The following is an 18,355-nucleotide window of genomic DNA, read 5'->3' as shown; positions in this document are numbered from 1 at the left end:
AAATCATGTTTAAAAAGTTTTCACAGTTAGGACGAGCTTTTATGCTGCCGATCGCGATTTTGCCGGCGGCAGGTTTGTTGTTGGGATTAGGTGGCGCACTGACAAATGAGAGTGCGGTAGCGGCTTATCCATTTTTGAATCAGCCATGGCTGCAAACGATTTTAAGTGTCATGAGCTTTGCGGGAAATGCCGTGTTTGCCAATCTTGCCTTGATTTTTGCGATTGGTCTTGCAGTTGGGTTGGCTAAAGGAGATAAGGGGACAGCCGGTTTAGCAGGTGGTGTGGCATTTTTAGTTTATACAGCGACGATCAGCGGGTTATTGGAATTATTTTCTGCTAAAGATGCCAGCATTGATACTGGTGTGGTTGGTTCGATTGTGATCGGTGGAACGGTGGCGTTTCTGCATAATCGTTATCGTAAAATCGAGCTGCCGCAATTTTTAGGCTTCTTCGGAGGTTCTCGTTTTATCCCGATTGTTTCTTCTTTTAGCGCGATTGCGATTGGTTGTGTTTTCTATCTGATTTGGCCGCCGATTCAAAATGGGATGGTGGTCATTGGGCAGCAGGTCGCGCAAATGGGGAGTATCGGAACCTTCTTTTATGGATTCTTATTGCGTTTGACTGGCGCTGTGGGCTTGCACCACACGATTTACCCGATGTTTTGGTACACTTCTTTAGGCGGGGTTGAAACGGTTGCCGGACAATCGATCTCTGGAGCACAGAATATTTTCTTCGCGCAACTTGCAGATTCTAGTCATACTGGTTTATTCACTTACGGAACTCGCTTCTTTGCGGGCCGTTTCGCAACGATGATGTTTGGCTTGCCAGCCGCTTGTTATGCGATGTATCGCGCGATTCCAAAAGAAAATCGCAAGAAAAATGGCGGTTTGTATTTCAGCGGGGCATTGACGTCTTTCTTAACTGGGATTACAGAACCGATTGAGTATATGTTCTTATTTGTTGCTCCTTGGCTCTACGTAATTCATGCCTTCTTAGACGGATTGTCCTTCTATTTTGCCGATATCTTGAATATTCGGATCGGAAATTCGTTTTCTGGCGGCTTGATTGATTATTTGCTATTTGGTGTTCTGCAGGGAAATGATAAGACCAATTGGATCAAAGTGATTCCATTTGGGATCGCTTGGGCACTGATTTATTTCTTTGTCTTCAGTTTTTGTATCAAAAAATTTAAAGTTGCGATTCCTGGTATGGAAAATGATGAGGACATGCTTGAAGTAGCCGATGACTCTGGTTCGGCGAGTTTGAAGGAACAAGCGTGGCAGATCATTGAAGCACTTGGCGGAGATGAAAATATTGAAAACGTGACAGCCTGTGCAACGCGTTTACGCGTGGCTGTAAAACAAGGCGATAAGGTTCAAAAACCGGTATTCAAAAAACTTGGAGCAACTGCGGTTTTTGAAGTTCAAGGCGGTATTCAGGCGGTCTTTGGCGGAAAAGCCGACTTGTTTAGTCAAGAAATCAATCAATTATTAGGACGCGATGATTAATACGCAGGATTGGAGAATAGAAAATGTTTGAACGCTTTAAAAAGAAAAAAGCAGAAGCTTTCTTTGCACCCGTGGATGGGACGTTTGTTCCGTTAAGCGAAGTAGCTGATCCTGTGTTTTCACAAAAAATGATGGGTGAGGGCTTTGGAGTTCAACCGACTGCATCTGAAATTTATGCGCCGATTGAAGGGACGGTCACCACGATTTTTCAAACCAAGCACGCAATTGGCTTGACGAGTCAGTCAGGTAGTGAAGTCTTGATTCATATTGGTTTAGACACGGTGGAATTAGACGGTGCTCCCTTTGAGGTGCATGTTCAAGAAGGACAAGTAGTAGATGAAAATACGCTACTAGTCATTGCAGACTTTGATAAAATTCGTCATGCAGGAAAAGCCGAGGTTGTTTTAACGCTGGTTACCAATGGCGGGGAAAGTTTTGACTTATTGGATAAAAATCAGGTTAAGCATGGGGAACAAATCAACAGCTAAAAATAAAGTCGTTTCATCCTAAGTATTTTCTAGGATGGAACGACTTTATTATTTCTTTCTCTTCATTAGGATAAAGCTGATAGCTATTAACAGTAGTCCGCTGAAAAGCAGGACAAATTTAGAATCGGTATCTTTCTCTACCAAAGCAAAGAGATAAAACATCTTTAAATATTTTTCACCAGCGAACAGACTAGCCACGTAATAGCCCAAAGGCAGAATCAAGCCTGCAACAGGTTGGGTAGTAAAGACAAAACCAATCGCGTATAGCCCGCCCATAAACAGCGCATTAGCCAGGCCGCTAAATAAAAACAAGCCGAATTCAATCGTTGCATTGCTCAATTCAAAAATCAGTAAGCATCCGCAAGTCAGTAATAGTAAAGTGATAAGAATCTGAAGAAAACGTAAAAATAAGATGCCTACATAGGAAAAACGTTTGGTTTTGATCAGTAATGTTGTTTCTTCCGAACTATCAGGCAGATAGAGGGGGATAAACAGGATCAATCCGATCAAGGGAAAGAAGCGTTCATAGATCTCCGCACTTTGCAAAAATGGCGCATTTTCGACCCCAAAGAAGGTGGGAAAGAGCAGCGTTAACAGGAACGCCGTAAAAACTGCTGGGTAAAAATGAAATCGCCAGAAAGCGATGGATACTTTAGCGAGAATTCCCATAGTGCATTCGTCCTTTCCGTTTCCGATCAAAGATCACGCAGCTTAATAAGAAACAAATCAAACCGAGAGCAAACCAAAGGACGCGGTTGATAACTAATTCAGAAAAAATCTGTTCAAAGACTTCGCGAGACCCTACTGTATTAAATCGCGGGATCAGATTGACCCCAACGCTGCCAACGATATTACGGCCGTTGCTCATAAGTGATAAGAGCCAAAAGCCTAATTGGAAGATGACGCTCACCAACCCATTAAATACAGTAGTGATCAGGAAGCTAATTCCGATAACCGCTACGATTGTTGGTAAGGACCAGCCGATAATGTATTGATAAAACAGCAGCAAATCTCCAACATGTTGATATTTTTGAGCGACATAGACGGATTGAATGGCCGGCAATAGACTGAACAGAATAACTGGCAATAGCACCAAGAGAACGGTCGCTAAAAAACGAGTGCCGTATAATTTAAAGCTAGAAATTCGTTTAGAGTGAATCACCAATTGGCTTTGAGCACGTTTATCCCGCAGAACGACGGTCGCTGCGATAAAGACTGGAACCAAAGCCAGCACCAATCCTAAATAATCACAGGTCATACGAGCAAAGGCGCCAGAGACTCGGTCTTTAGTCAATGTTGTTTGAAAGTTCTTCGTGGCTTCTTCATAGGTTAATTGTCTTTTTGTTTGATTCAAATAGACATTCTTAGAGAAATCCGACCCTTTACCAATCAGCTCTTCTACTTTGCGCATATCCTTTTCGAAGGCAGGATAGGTGTAGTCTTTTGCTAGTACAAATTTTTCTGCCAAAGCAAATTGATCGATTTGCGGATTTTCGATGGCCAGATTCGATTGGGCTTGATTTAATTCCGCGACTGACTTTCCAGTCGCTCGCTCTAGAATTTCTTTGATCGTTGCTTTATCGGATTTTGACGGTGTAACGGTTTTTAAGAAACCAAAAGGATAGGTGTTAAAGCCTTTACTGTTGTATTGCTGCAACAATGAAAAGATCGTTTGCTGTTGAATGGCGTGCTTATCGGTCGCTCGACCGATACCATAATCATTTTTACCTGGTTCAGGCTGTTTTAGCGAAATAAAATCAGAGCCTAATTGTGTAAAGAGAAAGGCACCGATGAAGAGGACAACCAGCCAATACGTTAGACTTTTCAACGTTATTCCCAGTTCTTTCTTTAGTAGCATACTAATCCCCACCTTTCATGGATAATAGGTAGAGATAAGCATCCTCTAATGTCGGACGCTCTTCAATCACCAGCGGATGGCGCATGATTGATGCAGCTGGATTACCAATGAAGCGCAGGTGAGAGATACTGCCATCTTGTTGCAGGCTGATAATTTGAACTTGTTTTTTTGCAGCATTCAACTCTGTTCGCGGAACCTGAACGCTAAAGATTTTTCCTTGGGCGTTCAATAGTAATTGTTCAATTGAATCTGAAAAGATGATTCGTCCCTGTTCCAAAATCGCGACATTTTCTGCAGCAGCTTCAATATCTCCAGCGATATGGGTCGATAGTAAAACGATTTTGTTTTCACTGACCTCCGCTAAGAGGTTTCTAAAGCGTAGTCGTTCTTCTGGGTCTAACCCCGCTGTCGGCTCATCCACCACCAGAATTTTCGGGTCGTTCAGCAAAGCCTGCGCAATTCCTAGACGACGTTTCATCCCGCCGGACATGGCTTTAACTTTGACATTTTTATGGATCGTCAGATTGACTTGTTCCAGCAAGGCGTTGATCCGTGTTTGGCGTGTTCGTTTATCCAATTCAGAGAGTACGGCCAAATAATCCAACGCCTGATACGCAGTCATATTGCCGTACATTGAAAATTCCTGCGGTAAAAAACCGATGATCGAACGGATTCTTTTCTGATCATGAATGTCGATCCCGTTCATGCGGATCTCTCCCTCATTTGTCGGAAGCAGGGTAACGAGGGTTTTTAACAGAGTCGTTTTGCCGGCGCCGTTTCGTCCCAGCAGGCCGAACATCCCCGTTGAAATAGACAGGTTTATATCGTAGAGAACTTGTTTTTTGCCATAGTATTGATTCAAATGATTGATTTCGATTTGCATCGGTGATCCCTCCTCATTCTTCTGTTGCCTTACTTAAAGGATACTCATCAAATCTCTATAAATTCTCTACAATTGTCGATTTTTCTATTAATCAAGCAAAAAAACAGCCGAAACGATCGCGCCACTATCAAGACTATTCGCAATTTTTAATTGTCCGCCATGTTTTTGAGCCAGCGCTTCGGCAATGGTTAAGCCCAGTCCAAAATGACTGTTTTTATTTTGTGAGTAGTAGGGTTCTGTCGCTGTTAACAGTTCCTTTTTAGAAAAACCAGGGCCATCATCCTTAACATAAATAATGACTAACTGTTCCTGTAGCGCAATGGTAATGTCGATTGTTTGCTTAGCGAAACGATAAGCGTTATTTAGCAAATTCTCCACTACTTCGTTAATCAGATCAAGATCGTATTTCGCAGTGATTTTTGGATAGTCTTTCGTAATCAGCAGCTCTTTTTCCGGATAATGTTGATCAATCTCTCGAATATGCTCTTCAATTAGACTCAAAGGTTGCATTTTTTTGTACAGCGGACGATCTTCTAGCTTCTGTAATTGCTGCATCGTTTCAGAAAAGGAGCTTAGCCGGATAATACTGTTTTTGATTTTTGTCGCGGATTTATCAAAGGCTTCCGGACTCAGACGATCTTGTTCATAGTAGGCTTCTAGTAGCTCCAGATTATTTTGGATTGTTGCTAATGGTGTACGCAGATCATGGGAAAAGGCGGCGTTGACTTTTTTTTGATCACGATACATTTCTTTGAGTCTTTTCTCGTTTGTCTGCAATGTCAGTCGCAGATGCTCCAGCCCAAGGGAGGTTTTTTCAAACTCATCGTAGGTATTGTAGTAGACCGGCTGTTGATAATTTCCTTGTTCAATCTGCTGGATGCTCTTTTCTAAAATCGTAATCGGCTGCAAGATTCGTTTGCGGTAAAACATTTTCGTTGCAAAAAATATCCCCAAAAAGCTATATACAAAAACCGCAGACTGTCGGACCATTTCCAACAGCTTAATCGTTGGTAATGAAGTGCTAGGCGGCGCCCAAGTCAAATAATTCCAAAAAAAAGTAGGTTCCTCTTCTGGCATAAGTATTAGCCGTTCCCAGCTAACACAGATGGAGACGGTGATAAGTGTTGCACAGACGATTCCTAAGATGCCAATTAAAAGGTAAAGGATCAGACTTTGGTCAAGGCTGCTCCTTTTAGCAAACAGCCGAGCAATTACATCATCTAGCCAATCCATTTATAGCCGACCCCCCAAACGGTTTGAATATAGTCAGTCGCTGAGTATTCTGAGAGCTTCTTTCGTATCCGCCGAATATGCTCCGTAATGATTGCGGCATCACCTAGTTTATCCCAGTCCCAAAGATACTGATAGATTTCTTCTTTTGAAAAAGCTCTTCCGGGATGTTTAGACAACAGCTCAACGATTGAAAATTCGACTTTAGTTAAATAAATCTCTTGTTTGCGATAGAAAAGTACCTTTTGATCATAGTCAATCATCAACTCGTCAAAATATGCTACCTTTCGTGCGGATTGTTTACGATTTTCTCGTCTAAGATGCGCCTCAATTCGCAATCCCAGCTCCTTTAAGCTGACGGGCTTAACTAAATAATCATCGCCGCCAATCGTCAACCCTTGTATTCGGCTTTCTTCATCTTCTTTCGCAGATAGAAAAACAATTGGGCAAGTAATTTGTTCTCGGATGGCTGCACAGAGCTCAAAGCCGTCCATCTCTGGCATATTAACATCTAAAATAATGATGTCTGGTTGATACTGAAGCTGCTTTAGTCCTTCGTAGCCATTTTCAGCGGTGTAGACGAGATAATTCATCAGTTGAAAATAATCCCTGAAGGTTTCCAGCAGATCTCGTTCATCATCAATAATTAGTATTTTTTTCATATCGAGCCTCCTGAATAAAAAAATAGATTTATTTCGAAATTACATTAGGAATTCTGTTCTAATACCTAATCCAAAGTTCTTGCCCGCAATCTAATAAAAATTGAATACCTGAAAAAAGCAAAAATAACAGAATTAGAAGGACTAAAACGAGGGTAATTAAAGAAATCAAGGTTCTATATCCAGCGTGAACCAAAAGGATTCTCCCTTTGGAGTCCTTCAAATATTTCAGCGGCCATGTTTGTTTCATGTTAGGAAATCGTCGTGGATAATAGTAAGACTGCTTATGATTAAGACAAGACACGATCCCTTTTGGATTGGCAGGTGATTTGAAACGTCTAGATTTGAACAGCAGCCGAACGATCATGATCCTTTTATGAGCTAAAAGGAAGCTTTCCTCATACATTTTCTCTGTCACCTTTGAATAAGGCACTAAGGAGATTTTTTCACCCAAAAGAAGCGTTTTTAATATTTTAAAAAAGGTTAATGAAAAAAGGAACATCAAACCAAGTGCAATTGCAATAACAATCAGTGACAGCAGTAAGCCGATAATTGCATTGAAATTTGTTGAGTTCATACTTCCTCCTCAGTTCAAATGGCTAAAGATATCATGGAACGTTCAATAAATATGATTGGCTTCATTTTTCAAATCATTATTAGGAGATTATTATTTTAGTAGAAGTGTTTTGGAATAAGATAACTTTAATATAACGGAAACATGAAGAATTGGAAAGGTGGTACGGTGTTCTTTAGTGATGTGACTGTTTTTAAAAACAGTTATGAGTGTCGATTATCGATTCTTAAAGAGTGTGAGGTCTGAAATGGGTTCATTAAATTACAGGAGGTTAAGATCGGATGATCGGTAGGAGGAGGTGTATTTTACTTTAGTATCTGTCTCCGTCTTTTTAGTAACTATATGCTGAAGTTGTATGCCTATAGTTAAAAATGTAAAACAATAACTTATCCCTGTGCTTTATCTCATTAATGAGATTTGTAATGTGTTGTTAAAAGGGATAATACTGACATTTTTCTTATTGTTAAAATAACGATATTCTATATATTTCAAAGGGTGGACCAGATTAACCAAGGATGGTGTGATAATTACTCTTTCACCCCTTATTCCTTAATTCATTTTGTACTTAATCAGGTATAAGCCTTAAAGTTAGCACCAAAAATAAACCTCTGATTTCTTATTTCTTATAAACAGAAGCTGTATACTTCCTGCCTAAAAAAATCAAGAATGACTCAATTTTTTTAAGAAAATCCCTTCAGACCGCCTTCCATTCATTTCAATGATTAAAAATAAAAATATTGAATCGGATATTTTTCAATAACTCATTAATTTTTTTGAATTTTTGACGTATATTAATTTCGAAGAGTTGTTTAGTGTTGCTATCAACTGAAAATATATATTTTAAAATAGTGAGGAGAGAGTGTCATGTCAGTAAAGGAAATAACTAGTCGTCAAATCTTTGGTATGAAAAGAGAGTCTGTTGAAAAAAGAATTGAAGAGTATTTCGAAGAAACAAAAGATGCTGCAACTGTGCTTCAATTTGTGTTTGCTTTATTATTACGCAATGCGTTGACGGTAACTGACTTCTCAGGGATGCTAACAACGATTGTTCAACAGATTCTTCTGTACTCACAACCTGATGACACTCTGCGTGCGCTCGCTTCATTCTTTAAAAGCTATTTTTCTGGCGGGGATTGGAAACAAGTAATGACCCGCTTATTTGACAATGAGAAAAACTATCATTCTTATGATACGGCAATCAGTCATTATAAAGAGTTTTTATTTGAAAAGACAACACCGATCGAGGAGCTGGAGGATCAGCAATATAAACTTACCTCGATCTTTTTAAAAGAAAATAAAAAGACACAAGCTTGGAGCCTGCGGGATGCCGATCCCTATCTATCGGAGGAGAAGGTTAAGGCAATCTTGGAGCTTTTAAGTCTGTTAACTGTTTTTGAAAAGGATGGGGTTCGTCTTTTTGTAGAGGTAGTTAGTTCAGATGTGATGAACTGTACCCGCCACTCACTGATTAAAAAAAGCAAAGCTCCAAAAAAAGGAGAAGAGTTTGAGGAGCTAGAAGTAGTCGAAGAAAAGAAGCTGCCTTTTAGATCAACATTAGCTGATCTTATTCAGTCTGCGACAAATGAAGAAACGATTGAAGAGTTAGAAGAAAAGCAGATTGCGTTGCCGGCAGGGATTAAATTGGAGAATCTGAACAGCGAGGAATTGCTGGAAATTGTCAAAGAACAATTACCAGAGGAGGCTACTTTGACGGATTTGCGACTTGTGTCAGAGGAGGAATCGGAGCAAGAAGAAATTCTGCCGTCTGATGACTCGAAGAATCTCACATCAAAACAAGCTGATCATTCACTGATGTCTGCACTCATGTCGCCGCCTAAGGATGATCAGAAGCCAGTAACAGGATTATTAGATAAAAAGAAACCAGGAATAGAAGCAACCAAGAAGATGTTGAATGACTATCATTGCAGGCAAAAGAAAAGTAGAATGAGGAAAAGAAGAAAATAATCAAATGATTAGATGAAGTTGCCAATATAATCATCTATTGTTTTTGTTGTGGTCTAATTAAATGAAAAGAATCAATCCAGTAGAGTAGCCTGACAAATGCTGTGTCAGGCTATTTTGCATGCCCTTTTCTAATCTCCATTATGCGAATTCGACTATTACATGATTTCTTGAGCAACTTATTTTTCAATTAAGCGCTTAAATGCTAGTCTGTCAGCATCAAAAAGATTTTTATAATAACAAAGGGGGGATTAACGATGAGTATAAGAGATGAAGAACAACAATTAGAGAAATTAGGTGCGTTTGAAATTAGCAACGAAATGTTGAAATTAGCTCAGCACAACAAAAAAAGTAATATTTTTCTCAATGCAGGCAGAGGAAATCCCAATTGGATCAATACAAAAGCACGTTTAGCATTTGCGCGAATCATTGAATTTGGTGCTAAAGAATCCAGTCGTACAATTTCGGAAGGCGATTTGGCAGGATATACTACACTTGAAGGAATTCGCGAGCGTTTGGAAACTTTCTTATCACCTAAAACAAGTGAAATTGATCAATTTTTGATCGATGCAGTGAATTACGCACACGATACGCTAAAAATTGATAAAGATGAATTTGTTAAAGAATTGGTAGATGGTGTGATTGGCAATAATTACCCAGTTCCCAGCAGAATTCTGAAACATAGCGAACGCGTAATCAACGCTTATTTAGAATCTACTTTGTATCGTGGTGAAAAACTAGCTGAACAAACTGATTTATTCCCAACAGAGGGTGGAACTGCGGCAATCGTTTATATTTTTAATTCACTAAAGGAGAATAAATTAATCAAGCAAGGAGATAAAATAGCGATCAATACACCGATATTCACGCCTTATTTACAAATTCCTGAATTGAATGATTACGAAATGGTCGAAGTCGATCTACGTTCTGATGAAGAACATAACTGGGAAATTCAAGCTAGTGAACTCGACAAGCTAAAGGACCCAGAAATTAAGGCTTTCTTTGCGGTAAATCCATCAAATCCTGGAGCAATGGCCTTCGATGATACGGCGTTAGAAGAAATCAAAAAAGTTGTAGCCGAAAAACCGGAACTGATTATTATTACTGATGATGTTTATGGGACATTTGTCGATGAGTTCAAGACGATTTATAGTGTGGTTCCATACAATACACTATTAGTATACTCGTATTCGAAGCTTTTTGGAGCAACGGGCTGGCGTTTAGGGGTGGTCGCTGTGAACAAGGAAAATGTTTTTGATCACTTAATCAGCAATTTTTCACAAGAAAAGAAAGCTGAGCTGACGACACGCTATTCAATCAATGTGCTGGAACCAGAAAAAATGAAGTTTATTGACCGAATGGTAGCAGATAGTCGGTCAGTTGGACTTTACCACACATCTGGATTGTCGACTCCACAACAAATTATGGAGGTTCTTTTCTCGTTGACTCATTTACTTTCACAAGAAAAAGATGTATATATTGAGACCTCTAAAGCCATTGTTAATCGTCGTTATGAAGATTTGTTTAAAGGATTGAATATTGAGGGAAATGCCAGCAAAGAAAACAGCAAGTATTATTCTTTGATCAATATTTATCAGTTGGCAGAAAAAATCTATGGTTCAGAATTTAAAAAATATCTGATGGAACAGTTTGAACAAGTCGATTTTCTCTATAATTTATCGCAAAAAAATGGTGTGGTTTTGATGGACGGTGTGGGCTTCGGTTCTCAGCCGGGAGAACTACGCGTCTCTGAGGCCAATCTTCCTGATGAAGATTATGAAATTATTGCGAAACAAATTCTTGAATTAATTGATGAATACCATCAAAGTTTCTTACAGCAGTAAGGAGGAAGACCGATGTGGAAGGAATTTAGCAGTTTTTTAATAGCGAATCCGATCATCAGTATCTTTCTGGCACTTGCTGGGGGCTATTTTATCGGCAAATTTAAAATTAAATCTTTTAGCTTAGGTTCGACTGTTGGTGTCTTATTGGTGGGGTTGTTGGTCGGGCAATTAGGTATATTTACGATCGCACCGATTCTTAAAAGTGTCTTTTTTGATCTCTTTATTTTTGTTGTTGGTTATGAAGTTGGACCAGCCTTCATCCAAAGCTTGAAAAGCTCTGGATTGAAGCTAGTCGTTCAGTCGGTCTTTTTTTCAGTGGTGGGATTTGGAGTTGCAATGATACTCTTCAAACTATTTAAACTTAATGCCGGAGAAGCGGCAGGTATTATCGCTGGGTCCTTGACTCAATCAGCAACGATCGGTACAGCAACTTCTGCCATCAACGGACTAAATATCTCTGCAGCTGCCAAAGCTACTATGACTTCTAATGTTGCGATTGCTTATGCGGTGACATATGTATTTGGAACGATGGGGGTAACGATCTTTTTAAAGAATATCGCCCCTGTACTTTTACGAGTTAATTTGAAGGATGAAACGAAAAAAATGGTTGAGTCTTTGGACACCGGCTCAGATGATCACAATGTTTCGCCCTTATTAAGCAATATGTCCACAAGATCTTTTCAAATCTTGCAGATACCAAAAGAAAATTTGACGATTAGTAGGTTCGAAAAAGATTTTCATAACAAAGTCATTGTTCAGCAAGTATTCAGTAAACATAAACCCCAGACTTTTGACAGTCTCACGGTTTTGAAGAAAGGTCAGGTATTGACAGTTCTTGGAGACAGTGAAGATTTATGGAAAGTTATGCAAGCGGGGGTTTACTATAAAGAAGTCTTTGATGATGCTTACCGAAAAATACCGTTGCGAACCGTTGAGCTGATGCTGACAAACGTGTTCAACCATCATGCATTATCGACATTGATTGATGAGAATATCGTCGTAATCGATGCCACCCGCGACGGGAAAAAAATCGAGGATCTTTCTACTTTGACGCCTGGGGATCGCTTGACGATTGCGGGACCTGATCGTTCTGTCAAAAAAGTCCTGCCTACTTTAGGCTATGCTGTTGATAATAGTTCTGAAACAGATGTTACCTTTATGTCGATTGGGATTGTTTTAGGTATCTTGATCGGAACTTTAGTATTGACGATTGGCGGCATTCCTTTGACTCTAGGTGCTGGTGGCGGAGCGTTATTTAGCGGTATCTTCTTTGGCTGGTACCAAAATAAAAAGGCTTATCTTGGCAATATTCCTAGTGCTACACGTTGGTTCTTAAAAAGTGTCGGATTGAATCTTTTTATTGCGGCTGTCGGGTTGGAAGCTGGAAGCCAATTCGTTAAAGCATTAGGGTCAATGGGGGTTCAAGTCCTATTGATTGGCGCGGTAATTTCCATTTTACCGCATGTGATTACATTGTTTTTCAGTAAATATGTACTCAAGTTGAATGCAATTGATAACATTGGGTCATTGACAGGAGCCGGAACAATCAATGCGGCCTTAAACGCGGTCAGTGAAGAAACACAGAGCAGCGTCTTCTCAATTAGTTTTACCCCCGCTTATGCGATTGGAAATGTACTGCTTACAATAATGGGACCATTAGTTGTTGCTTTATTAGGATGATAGATGGAAATCAGAATAATGGATAGTCATGACGAAAAGCGGCGTTTGGTTGTTTAACGGTGTTCAACTGCCTTTCACCGTATTGGTGCTACACAAGATTTTTACGAATGACCTTGACGTAATTAAATAGACGATCCCATGAGCGAAGGTCTGCATAAAAAAATAAAAACCGTGAAGTTACCACCTACCTAGGGGCAGGGTTACTTACACGGTTTTTATGCAGCTCTTTTTTTTAAAATTAGTGAACACGGGGTTCTGAGTTTAATTGATCACTTGTTTTGGCTTTTTGATTGCTTAATGCATTTTTTGCTCGATCGGTTTGTTTAGCAGTGAATTTTCCAGTTGTTTGAGCAGCGCTGCTGACCTTATCTTGAACGGTTTCGCTATCTTCTTCATATTCTTCTCGAGTTTTAATATCCACAACATTTACGTTGACTTCAATGACCTCCAAATGAGTCATCCTTTCAACCTCTTTAGAAATCAATTCTGTCATTTGATCAAAGACCTTTTCTACATCTTTACCATATTCTACAACGATATCCATATCGACAGCTACTTGCTTCTTCCCAACTTCAGTTGAAATACAAGCGGTCATGTCATCTGTATTTACCAGCTTCTCTTTCATATTTGAGAAAAAGCCGCCGTCTACTGTTAATAGCCCATCAATATTTTCTAAGGCAATTCCGATAATTTTTTGAATCACTTTGTCTTCATAAGTGAGGTCACCCTTCACGTTTTGGTTGTTCACATTTGTGTCTGCACCACTTTTAGTTGTTGTGTTTTCCATTGTCTATTCCTCCTATTTCTTTAGATGGTCATCTAAGAGATGATTGTTCTTCACATAGATGCCGATCGCTCCTCCGATGATCGTAATAAGAATCAATAGGATTGTTTTGAAGAAGCCGACTGTAAAGAACAATACAGCCAAAATAAAACCTAAGATGCCGCCAATCAGAGGCAATCTATCTCTAGTTAAAAAATCTTTCATCATATTTCCTCCTCCTCCTAACCTACTCGTGATTCTACAACGCCTGTTTTAGACGAATCAGAATCAAAAGAATAAAATTTTACGTTGATCGAGAACTTCTCTTTAGATCCCAATAATTGGTGTATTTGTTTTTCCATTCCTTTGGCCCAATTATCAGTTCTATCAATTAATGCCGATGTTTTTTTCAATTGTCCTCGCACATTGACTTTAAGCTTATTTTTTGTCGCAATCACATTGACTTTTGGTGTATCCATGAAGTTTTCCTGTTTTAAACTTGTTCGAACATACCCTTCAATTGCGCGCTTATCTAAAGCCAAAGCTCCTCGTTGTTCTTTCAAAATGAATGTTGACACACGTTTTGGATAAAGCAAAATAATCAACATAATGACTACTGTTAAGATTGCTAGGACAACCGCAGCCCAGAATAAGTAGCTTTGAATATACTCATTTGTTAATACAAGACGTTGCAGAGAAGTAAGATCTAAAGATTTTGATGCGACAAAATAGTAAATCGCGATGATTGGTAAGAAGATGGAAAGCAGAATCAATAAGATAATGATTAAGATGGCTTTCAGGCCTTTATTCATAACAAAACTTCCTTTCTAATTTGTTTACTCTAAAAGCATAAGATGCTAGTTACTCTTTGTAAAAAAGCCTGCTCGTCTATTTATTAATAAGAATAATAAGGAGTGGAACAGAGATATAGTCTTTGAGGAAGGGTTCGGTTGTTTTTGAGAGAGCTTCAAATTTTTCTTAGAAAAGGAAAAATTATAAAGAGCGCTATGTTTGACTAAATATAATAATTAATTGTATATAGATTTGATTTATTAATGCAAAATGTTTTCGAATAATGTTTTGCTCACCATAAAAATCAAAAAAAGATATAAAAGTGAAAAAAACATTTTTCTTCCAATTTTGTGTAACGTTTTAGTCACTATTTTAAGAGTGAAAAGCATCTATTATGTTCATAATTTAATCTGTCTATTTTCTTGATTTAATGCTATTTACAGTTGTTTTTATCAATTTTAAAAACAGCTGTTTTTTTATATAACTGTAGTCTATTATTATGTCATTTTTTTGGTGTTTTTTGTTTATTTTTTTAACGATATTGAATAATTGCTGAGCGTGTTTTTTGAAATTGTTGATTTTCCGTATTAGGATGGTCTCAACGAAAATTAATTAAAAATAATAAAAAGGAGAGAATTTTAATGACAAAGCTTTTAACAATGTGTAACGAAATGGATATTCCAATTGTTACAGCCTCTGATGAGAATTATGTTCCCTGTTTGAAAGTAATGATCCGTTCAGTAATGGATACTATTTCTAAGGATAGGAGGGGAATCTTCTTTGTAATTGATGATAATCTTTCCTCTCAAAGCAAAGATGAGCTGGAGGCTTTAATAGATGCATATTCAGATAAGGCAGCAATCGAATTTTTAACCGTCAATAGAAGGCTTTATGAAGAGTTTATGATCAGTGATCATATTAATACAACTGCCTATTTACGCATTTCATTGCCAGAATTATTAGAAAATTCTCCTTATAATAAAGTGCTTTATTTAGACTCAGATACATTTGTTTTAACTGATGTGGCTGAATTATACGACCAAAATTTGGGCGATCATATCATTGGTGCCGTGATTGATCCCGGTCAAGCAAAAGCTCTTGCTCGACTAGAAGTTGATTCACATGACTATTATTTTAATTCAGGTGTGATGCTGGTCGATTTGGATCAATGGAGAAAGAATAATGTAACTGAAAAAACCATTCAATTCCTTGAGGAGAAAGAACAGCTCATTGTGTTCCACGATCAAGACGCGTTGAATGCTATTTTGCATGATAACTGGAAGCAATTGCATCCTAAATGGAATATGCAAACCTCATTGATGTTTGATGTCCATCCGGCTCCAACGAAGTATTATGATCATTTGTATCAATCAGGTAGAAATAAACCGGCAATTGTACATTTTACAGGGCATGATAAACCATGGAATACGTTAGAGAATCATCCTTATCAAGAGCAATATATGCAAATCTTTACTGAAGATAAATCTTATGAAGTAGGTGTTAGCAATGAATAAACAGGAAGAGAAAAAGATGCATTTAGTTGCCAGCTGCAACACACAATTTGTTCCCCATCTAGCTGCTTTATGGGTATCTATTTTAGATAATTGCGAGGATCGTGAATATACGTTTGATTTTTATATCGTTGACGATTCAATCGAAGATGATTGTAAAGAAACTCTGCGTGAAACCTTAGAGAATTTCGAAAATTTTGGGTCTTTGACGTTCTTAACGATTGACAAAGCAATTTTCAAAAATGTCGTAACTAGCGATCGCATTCCGGCGACTGCCTACTTCAGAATTGAAATTCCAGAACTATTCCGAGACAAGAATGTTGAGAAAGTTTTATATATGGATTGCGATATGATCGCTCTTACGGACATTACTAAACTATGGGAAACAGACCTGCAGGATCATATTCTAGCTGCCGTAGAAGACGCAGGATTTCACCAGCGATTAGAGAAGATGGGGATTAAAACAAAATCAAATCGTTACTTCAATTCTGGTTTGATGCTGATTAACGTAAAAAAATGGCTGGAGGAAAATGTTACCGAGAGAGTCTTTCAATTTATTGAAGAAAATCCTGAGAAATTACGTTTCCATGATCAGGATGCATTGAATGCGATCTTGCACGATTGCTGGGTTCCGCTGCATTCAAGATGGAATGCCCAAAGCTATATTTTGAAACGTGAAATCGTAAATCCTCGGAAAAAAGGCGAAGAAGAATACGAGGAGACACGACAACAGCCAGCGATTATTCATTTTACTGGACACATTAAGCCGTGGAACAAAAAGAAGAAGAATGTCACAGCTGGAAAGCTTTATATTAAATATTCACGAATGACAGAATTTGAAAAATAAGAAATTTATCGAGGAGGATACCTATGGAAATGCTAGTAAGTACTGAAGCAAAGGATGTTTTATGCCGTCAGCTGGGGGAGAATCATGCGTTTATATTGGCCTCCAGAACAGAAGAAAATCAAGAATTAAGAGATAAAGGCTGCTGCGCAAAGGGTAGCTATTTCCAAATCGTTCCTATTTATGGAAAAAGCCAGCAATACAATCAATCGGTAGAAAACGAGGAATTTCAAGTCTTTATTTCTACTGAGGATCAAGCTAACTTAGGCACAGAGATTGAATTGGATTACTGCAATGAATTGAACAGCTTCATTTTAGAAAATTCAGATGGAGTATTGGATTACAATATGAAACTGAAGAATTATTTCTTTAGTTAAAAGACTTAAAATATTAGTTGTTTTAGGAGGTGCAAAAATGGCTAAATTAGCAAAAAAAGTAGTTATTCCAACGCTGCTGTTTTTGATTCCTATTATCTTAAAGAAGAAACAAACGAAAACAAATTAAAATACAACAGTGAGAAAAACTTTTGATAAAACAAGAGAGAATATAGAAGTGAGGAGAAATTTATTATGGGTTTATTATGGTCATTAATTATTGGCGCAGTGATTGGTGCAATCGCTGGAGCGATTACAGGTAGAGGAAATAGTATGGGCTGGATTGCTAATATCGTTGCAGGTTTAGTTGGTTCAGCACTAGGTCAAGCGTTACTTGGTTCTTGGGGACCATCGTTGGCGGGCATGGCCTTAGTACCATCAATTATTGGTGCTGTGATTTTAGTACTGATTGTTTCGTTTTTCTTAGGACGACGCAAATAGACGATTTTTAAGCAGGATCAGATTATAGATAAATCAGGTTTCACTTTCAGACGATGAGAGGAGAACCTGATTTTTTTCTGTTTTCCAGAAATCTAAAGTAGTAAATTAAGACAGACTATCCATTTAATGAGGATAAATAAAGACGCATGATCCAGCTTTTGATTTCAGACCAGGTGTTTATCATTAAAAGATATGTAGGCAGAAGTGTAGATTGACAGGATCAAGGGATCATGCTATTCTTTTTACGAATATAATTATATAAATATTCGTATAGTTAGAAAGGAATTCGATCATGCCTAATAAACCAGTATTAAGTCCAGAAGATAAATTAGTAATCAAACAGAAGCTGCTTCAACTGTGTGAGGATTTTTGGATTGCTCAGGGCTATAAAAAGACGAGCATTAAAGCCCTTTGTAGTGAGGCAAAGATTTCTATTGGTACGTTTTATGTGTTGTTTGCTACAAAAGAACAGCTATTTTTAGAAACAGCGCAAACAATCCAGTCACGTTTGACGGAACGATTTAAGGAGACTGTCCTCCAGACACCTAATCGTATGGGGTTATCAAAGGCATTAAAAAAACTAGCACGTGAGTTTGATCATAACCCATTTCTTTATGATGTAAACTCAGTTGATTTTCGTGCGTTTGTTACAAAGTTATCAACGGAGGAAATAGAAACAATCAAATTTGAAAGTATGTCTTTTTTCAAAGAGGTTTGCCAGATTGTTAATTTGCAACCTGTTATTGATGATGCGACTGCTTTTGGTGTACTGAGTACCTTGCTGTCTTCTATCGCTACGAAAAAAACTATCGAACCAGTTTGCGACTTTTTTACTGTTTTTGATTTTATGACGGATAAATTGATTGGAGAATTATTTGTAGAGGCTTCAGGTTAGAAAGGCTTTAGAAAGTTGTTTTGGATTGTTTATGTCAACAATGGCTGTC

19 protein-coding genes are annotated in these 18,355 nt (G+C 38.2%); 10 read left to right on the top strand and 9 right to left on the bottom strand.

What is annotated here, in order from left to right; genetic code table 11:
• Nucleotides 1-5: 5 nt before the first annotated feature.
• Nucleotides 6-1,508 carry a PTS transporter subunit EIIC gene (locus OMU_RS16880; RefSeq protein WP_016181080.1) on the top strand — a complete coding sequence of 501 codons (1,503 nt, stop codon included), beginning with the start codon at nucleotides 6-8 and terminating at the stop codon, nucleotides 1,506-1,508.
• 23 nt (nucleotides 1,509-1,531) lie between these two features.
• The gene (locus tag OMU_RS16875) at nucleotides 1,532-1,996 is read left to right on the top strand and encodes a PTS sugar transporter subunit IIA (RefSeq protein WP_016181079.1); all 465 of its coding nucleotides are present in this window, start codon (nucleotides 1,532-1,534) and stop codon (nucleotides 1,994-1,996) included.
• 48 nt (nucleotides 1,997-2,044) lie between these two features.
• Here OMU_RS16875 and OMU_RS16870 read toward each other — a convergent pair whose 3' ends face one another.
• The 6 genes from OMU_RS16870 to OMU_RS16845 all read right to left on the bottom strand — a co-directional run bounded on the left by OMU_RS16870 (nucleotide 2,045) and on the right by OMU_RS16845 (nucleotide 7,203).
• Complete coding sequence (locus tag OMU_RS16870) at nucleotides 2,045-2,665, bottom strand: hypothetical protein (protein WP_016181078.1); 621 nt, start codon at nucleotides 2,663-2,665, stop codon at nucleotides 2,045-2,047.
• Entirely contained in the window at nucleotides 2,649-3,854 is a 1,206-nt protein-coding gene (locus OMU_RS16865) for a hypothetical protein (protein WP_016181077.1), read from the bottom strand. Before OMU_RS16865 ends, OMU_RS16870 begins: the two co-directional genes overlap by 17 nt.
• Nucleotide 3,855: 1 nt before the next feature.
• Complete coding sequence (locus tag OMU_RS16860; protein ID WP_016181076.1) at nucleotides 3,856-4,737, bottom strand: ATP-binding cassette domain-containing protein; 882 nt, start codon at nucleotides 4,735-4,737, stop codon at nucleotides 3,856-3,858.
• 87 nt (nucleotides 4,738-4,824) lie between these two features.
• A complete protein-coding gene (locus OMU_RS16855) occupies nucleotides 4,825-5,970 on the bottom strand; it encodes a HAMP domain-containing sensor histidine kinase (RefSeq protein WP_016181075.1) in 1,146 nt (381 codons plus the stop codon).
• Nucleotides 5,958-6,629, bottom strand: coding sequence for a response regulator transcription factor (locus tag OMU_RS16850; protein ID WP_016181074.1), 672 nt, complete (start codon nucleotides 6,627-6,629; stop codon nucleotides 5,958-5,960). The genes OMU_RS16855 and OMU_RS16850 overlap by 13 nt, the downstream gene beginning before the upstream one ends.
• A gap of 58 nt (nucleotides 6,630-6,687) precedes the next feature.
• A complete protein-coding gene (locus tag OMU_RS16845) occupies nucleotides 6,688-7,203 on the bottom strand; it encodes a hypothetical protein (RefSeq protein ID WP_016181073.1) in 516 nt (171 codons plus the stop codon).
• A gap of 861 nt (nucleotides 7,204-8,064) precedes the next feature.
• Between OMU_RS16845 and OMU_RS16840 the strand changes: the two genes are divergently transcribed.
• From OMU_RS16840 to aspT, 3 genes are all read left to right on the top strand, one after another.
• Nucleotides 8,065-9,165: a hypothetical protein gene (locus OMU_RS16840; protein WP_016181072.1), complete on the top strand. Its 1,101-nt coding sequence runs from the start codon at nucleotides 8,065-8,067 to the stop codon at nucleotides 9,163-9,165.
• 254 nt (nucleotides 9,166-9,419) lie between these two features.
• Nucleotides 9,420-11,006, top strand: a complete 1,587-nt coding sequence (locus OMU_RS16835) for a bifunctional aspartate transaminase/aspartate 4-decarboxylase (RefSeq protein WP_016181071.1) — start codon at nucleotides 9,420-9,422, stop codon at nucleotides 11,004-11,006.
• A gap of 12 nt (nucleotides 11,007-11,018) precedes the next feature.
• Nucleotides 11,019-12,686, top strand: coding sequence for an aspartate-alanine antiporter (gene aspT / locus OMU_RS16830; protein ID WP_016181070.1), 1,668 nt, complete (start codon nucleotides 11,019-11,021; stop codon nucleotides 12,684-12,686).
• Between the two features lie 238 nt (nucleotides 12,687-12,924).
• Here the strand turns inward: aspT and OMU_RS16825 are convergent, their stop codons facing one another.
• The 3 genes from OMU_RS16825 to amaP are packed head-to-tail and all read right to left on the bottom strand — an operon-like array spanning nucleotide 12,925 to nucleotide 14,261.
• Nucleotides 12,925-13,473, bottom strand: a complete 549-nt coding sequence (locus OMU_RS16825) for an Asp23/Gls24 family envelope stress response protein (protein WP_016181069.1) — start codon at nucleotides 13,471-13,473, stop codon at nucleotides 12,925-12,927.
• A 12-nt stretch (nucleotides 13,474-13,485) separates the two neighbouring features.
• Nucleotides 13,486-13,674 carry a DUF2273 domain-containing protein gene (locus tag OMU_RS16820; RefSeq protein WP_034876598.1) on the bottom strand — a complete coding sequence of 63 codons (189 nt, stop codon included), beginning with the start codon at nucleotides 13,672-13,674 and terminating at the stop codon, nucleotides 13,486-13,488.
• A 17-nt stretch (nucleotides 13,675-13,691) separates the two neighbouring features.
• Nucleotides 13,692-14,261 (bottom strand): alkaline shock response membrane anchor protein AmaP, encoded by a 570-nt coding sequence (gene amaP, locus OMU_RS16815; RefSeq protein WP_016181067.1) that lies wholly within the window; start codon nucleotides 14,259-14,261, stop codon nucleotides 13,692-13,694.
• Nucleotides 14,262-14,882: 621 nt separating this feature from the next.
• Between amaP and OMU_RS16810 the strand changes: the two genes are divergently transcribed.
• The 5 genes from OMU_RS16810 (at nucleotide 14,883) to OMU_RS16790 (ending at nucleotide 18,306) form a co-directional block, all read left to right on the top strand.
• Complete coding sequence (locus OMU_RS16810; protein ID WP_016181066.1) at nucleotides 14,883-15,755, top strand: glycosyltransferase family 8 protein; 873 nt, start codon at nucleotides 14,883-14,885, stop codon at nucleotides 15,753-15,755.
• On the top strand, nucleotides 15,748-16,599 hold the full coding sequence (locus tag OMU_RS16805) for a glycosyltransferase family 8 protein (RefSeq protein WP_016181065.1): 852 nt from the start codon (nucleotides 15,748-15,750) through the stop codon (nucleotides 16,597-16,599). The genes OMU_RS16810 and OMU_RS16805 overlap by 8 nt, the downstream gene beginning before the upstream one ends.
• 23 nt (nucleotides 16,600-16,622) lie before the next feature.
• Nucleotides 16,623-16,973 (top strand): iron-sulfur cluster biosynthesis family protein, encoded by a 351-nt coding sequence (locus OMU_RS16800; protein WP_016181064.1) that lies wholly within the window; start codon nucleotides 16,623-16,625, stop codon nucleotides 16,971-16,973.
• Nucleotides 16,974-17,165: 192 nt separating this feature from the next.
• Complete coding sequence (locus OMU_RS16795; protein WP_016181062.1) at nucleotides 17,166-17,411, top strand: GlsB/YeaQ/YmgE family stress response membrane protein; 246 nt, start codon at nucleotides 17,166-17,168, stop codon at nucleotides 17,409-17,411.
• A 292-nt stretch (nucleotides 17,412-17,703) separates the two neighbouring features.
• A complete protein-coding gene (locus OMU_RS16790) occupies nucleotides 17,704-18,306 on the top strand; it encodes a TetR/AcrR family transcriptional regulator (protein WP_016181061.1) in 603 nt (200 codons plus the stop codon).
• Nucleotides 18,307-18,355 lie beyond the last annotated feature (49 nt).

This window comes from Enterococcus avium ATCC 14025 (assembly GCF_000406965.1).
Lineage (GTDB): Bacteria > Bacillota > Bacilli > Lactobacillales > Enterococcaceae > Enterococcus_A > Enterococcus_A avium.
This window is presented reverse-complemented; position numbering and strand designations above follow the sequence as displayed.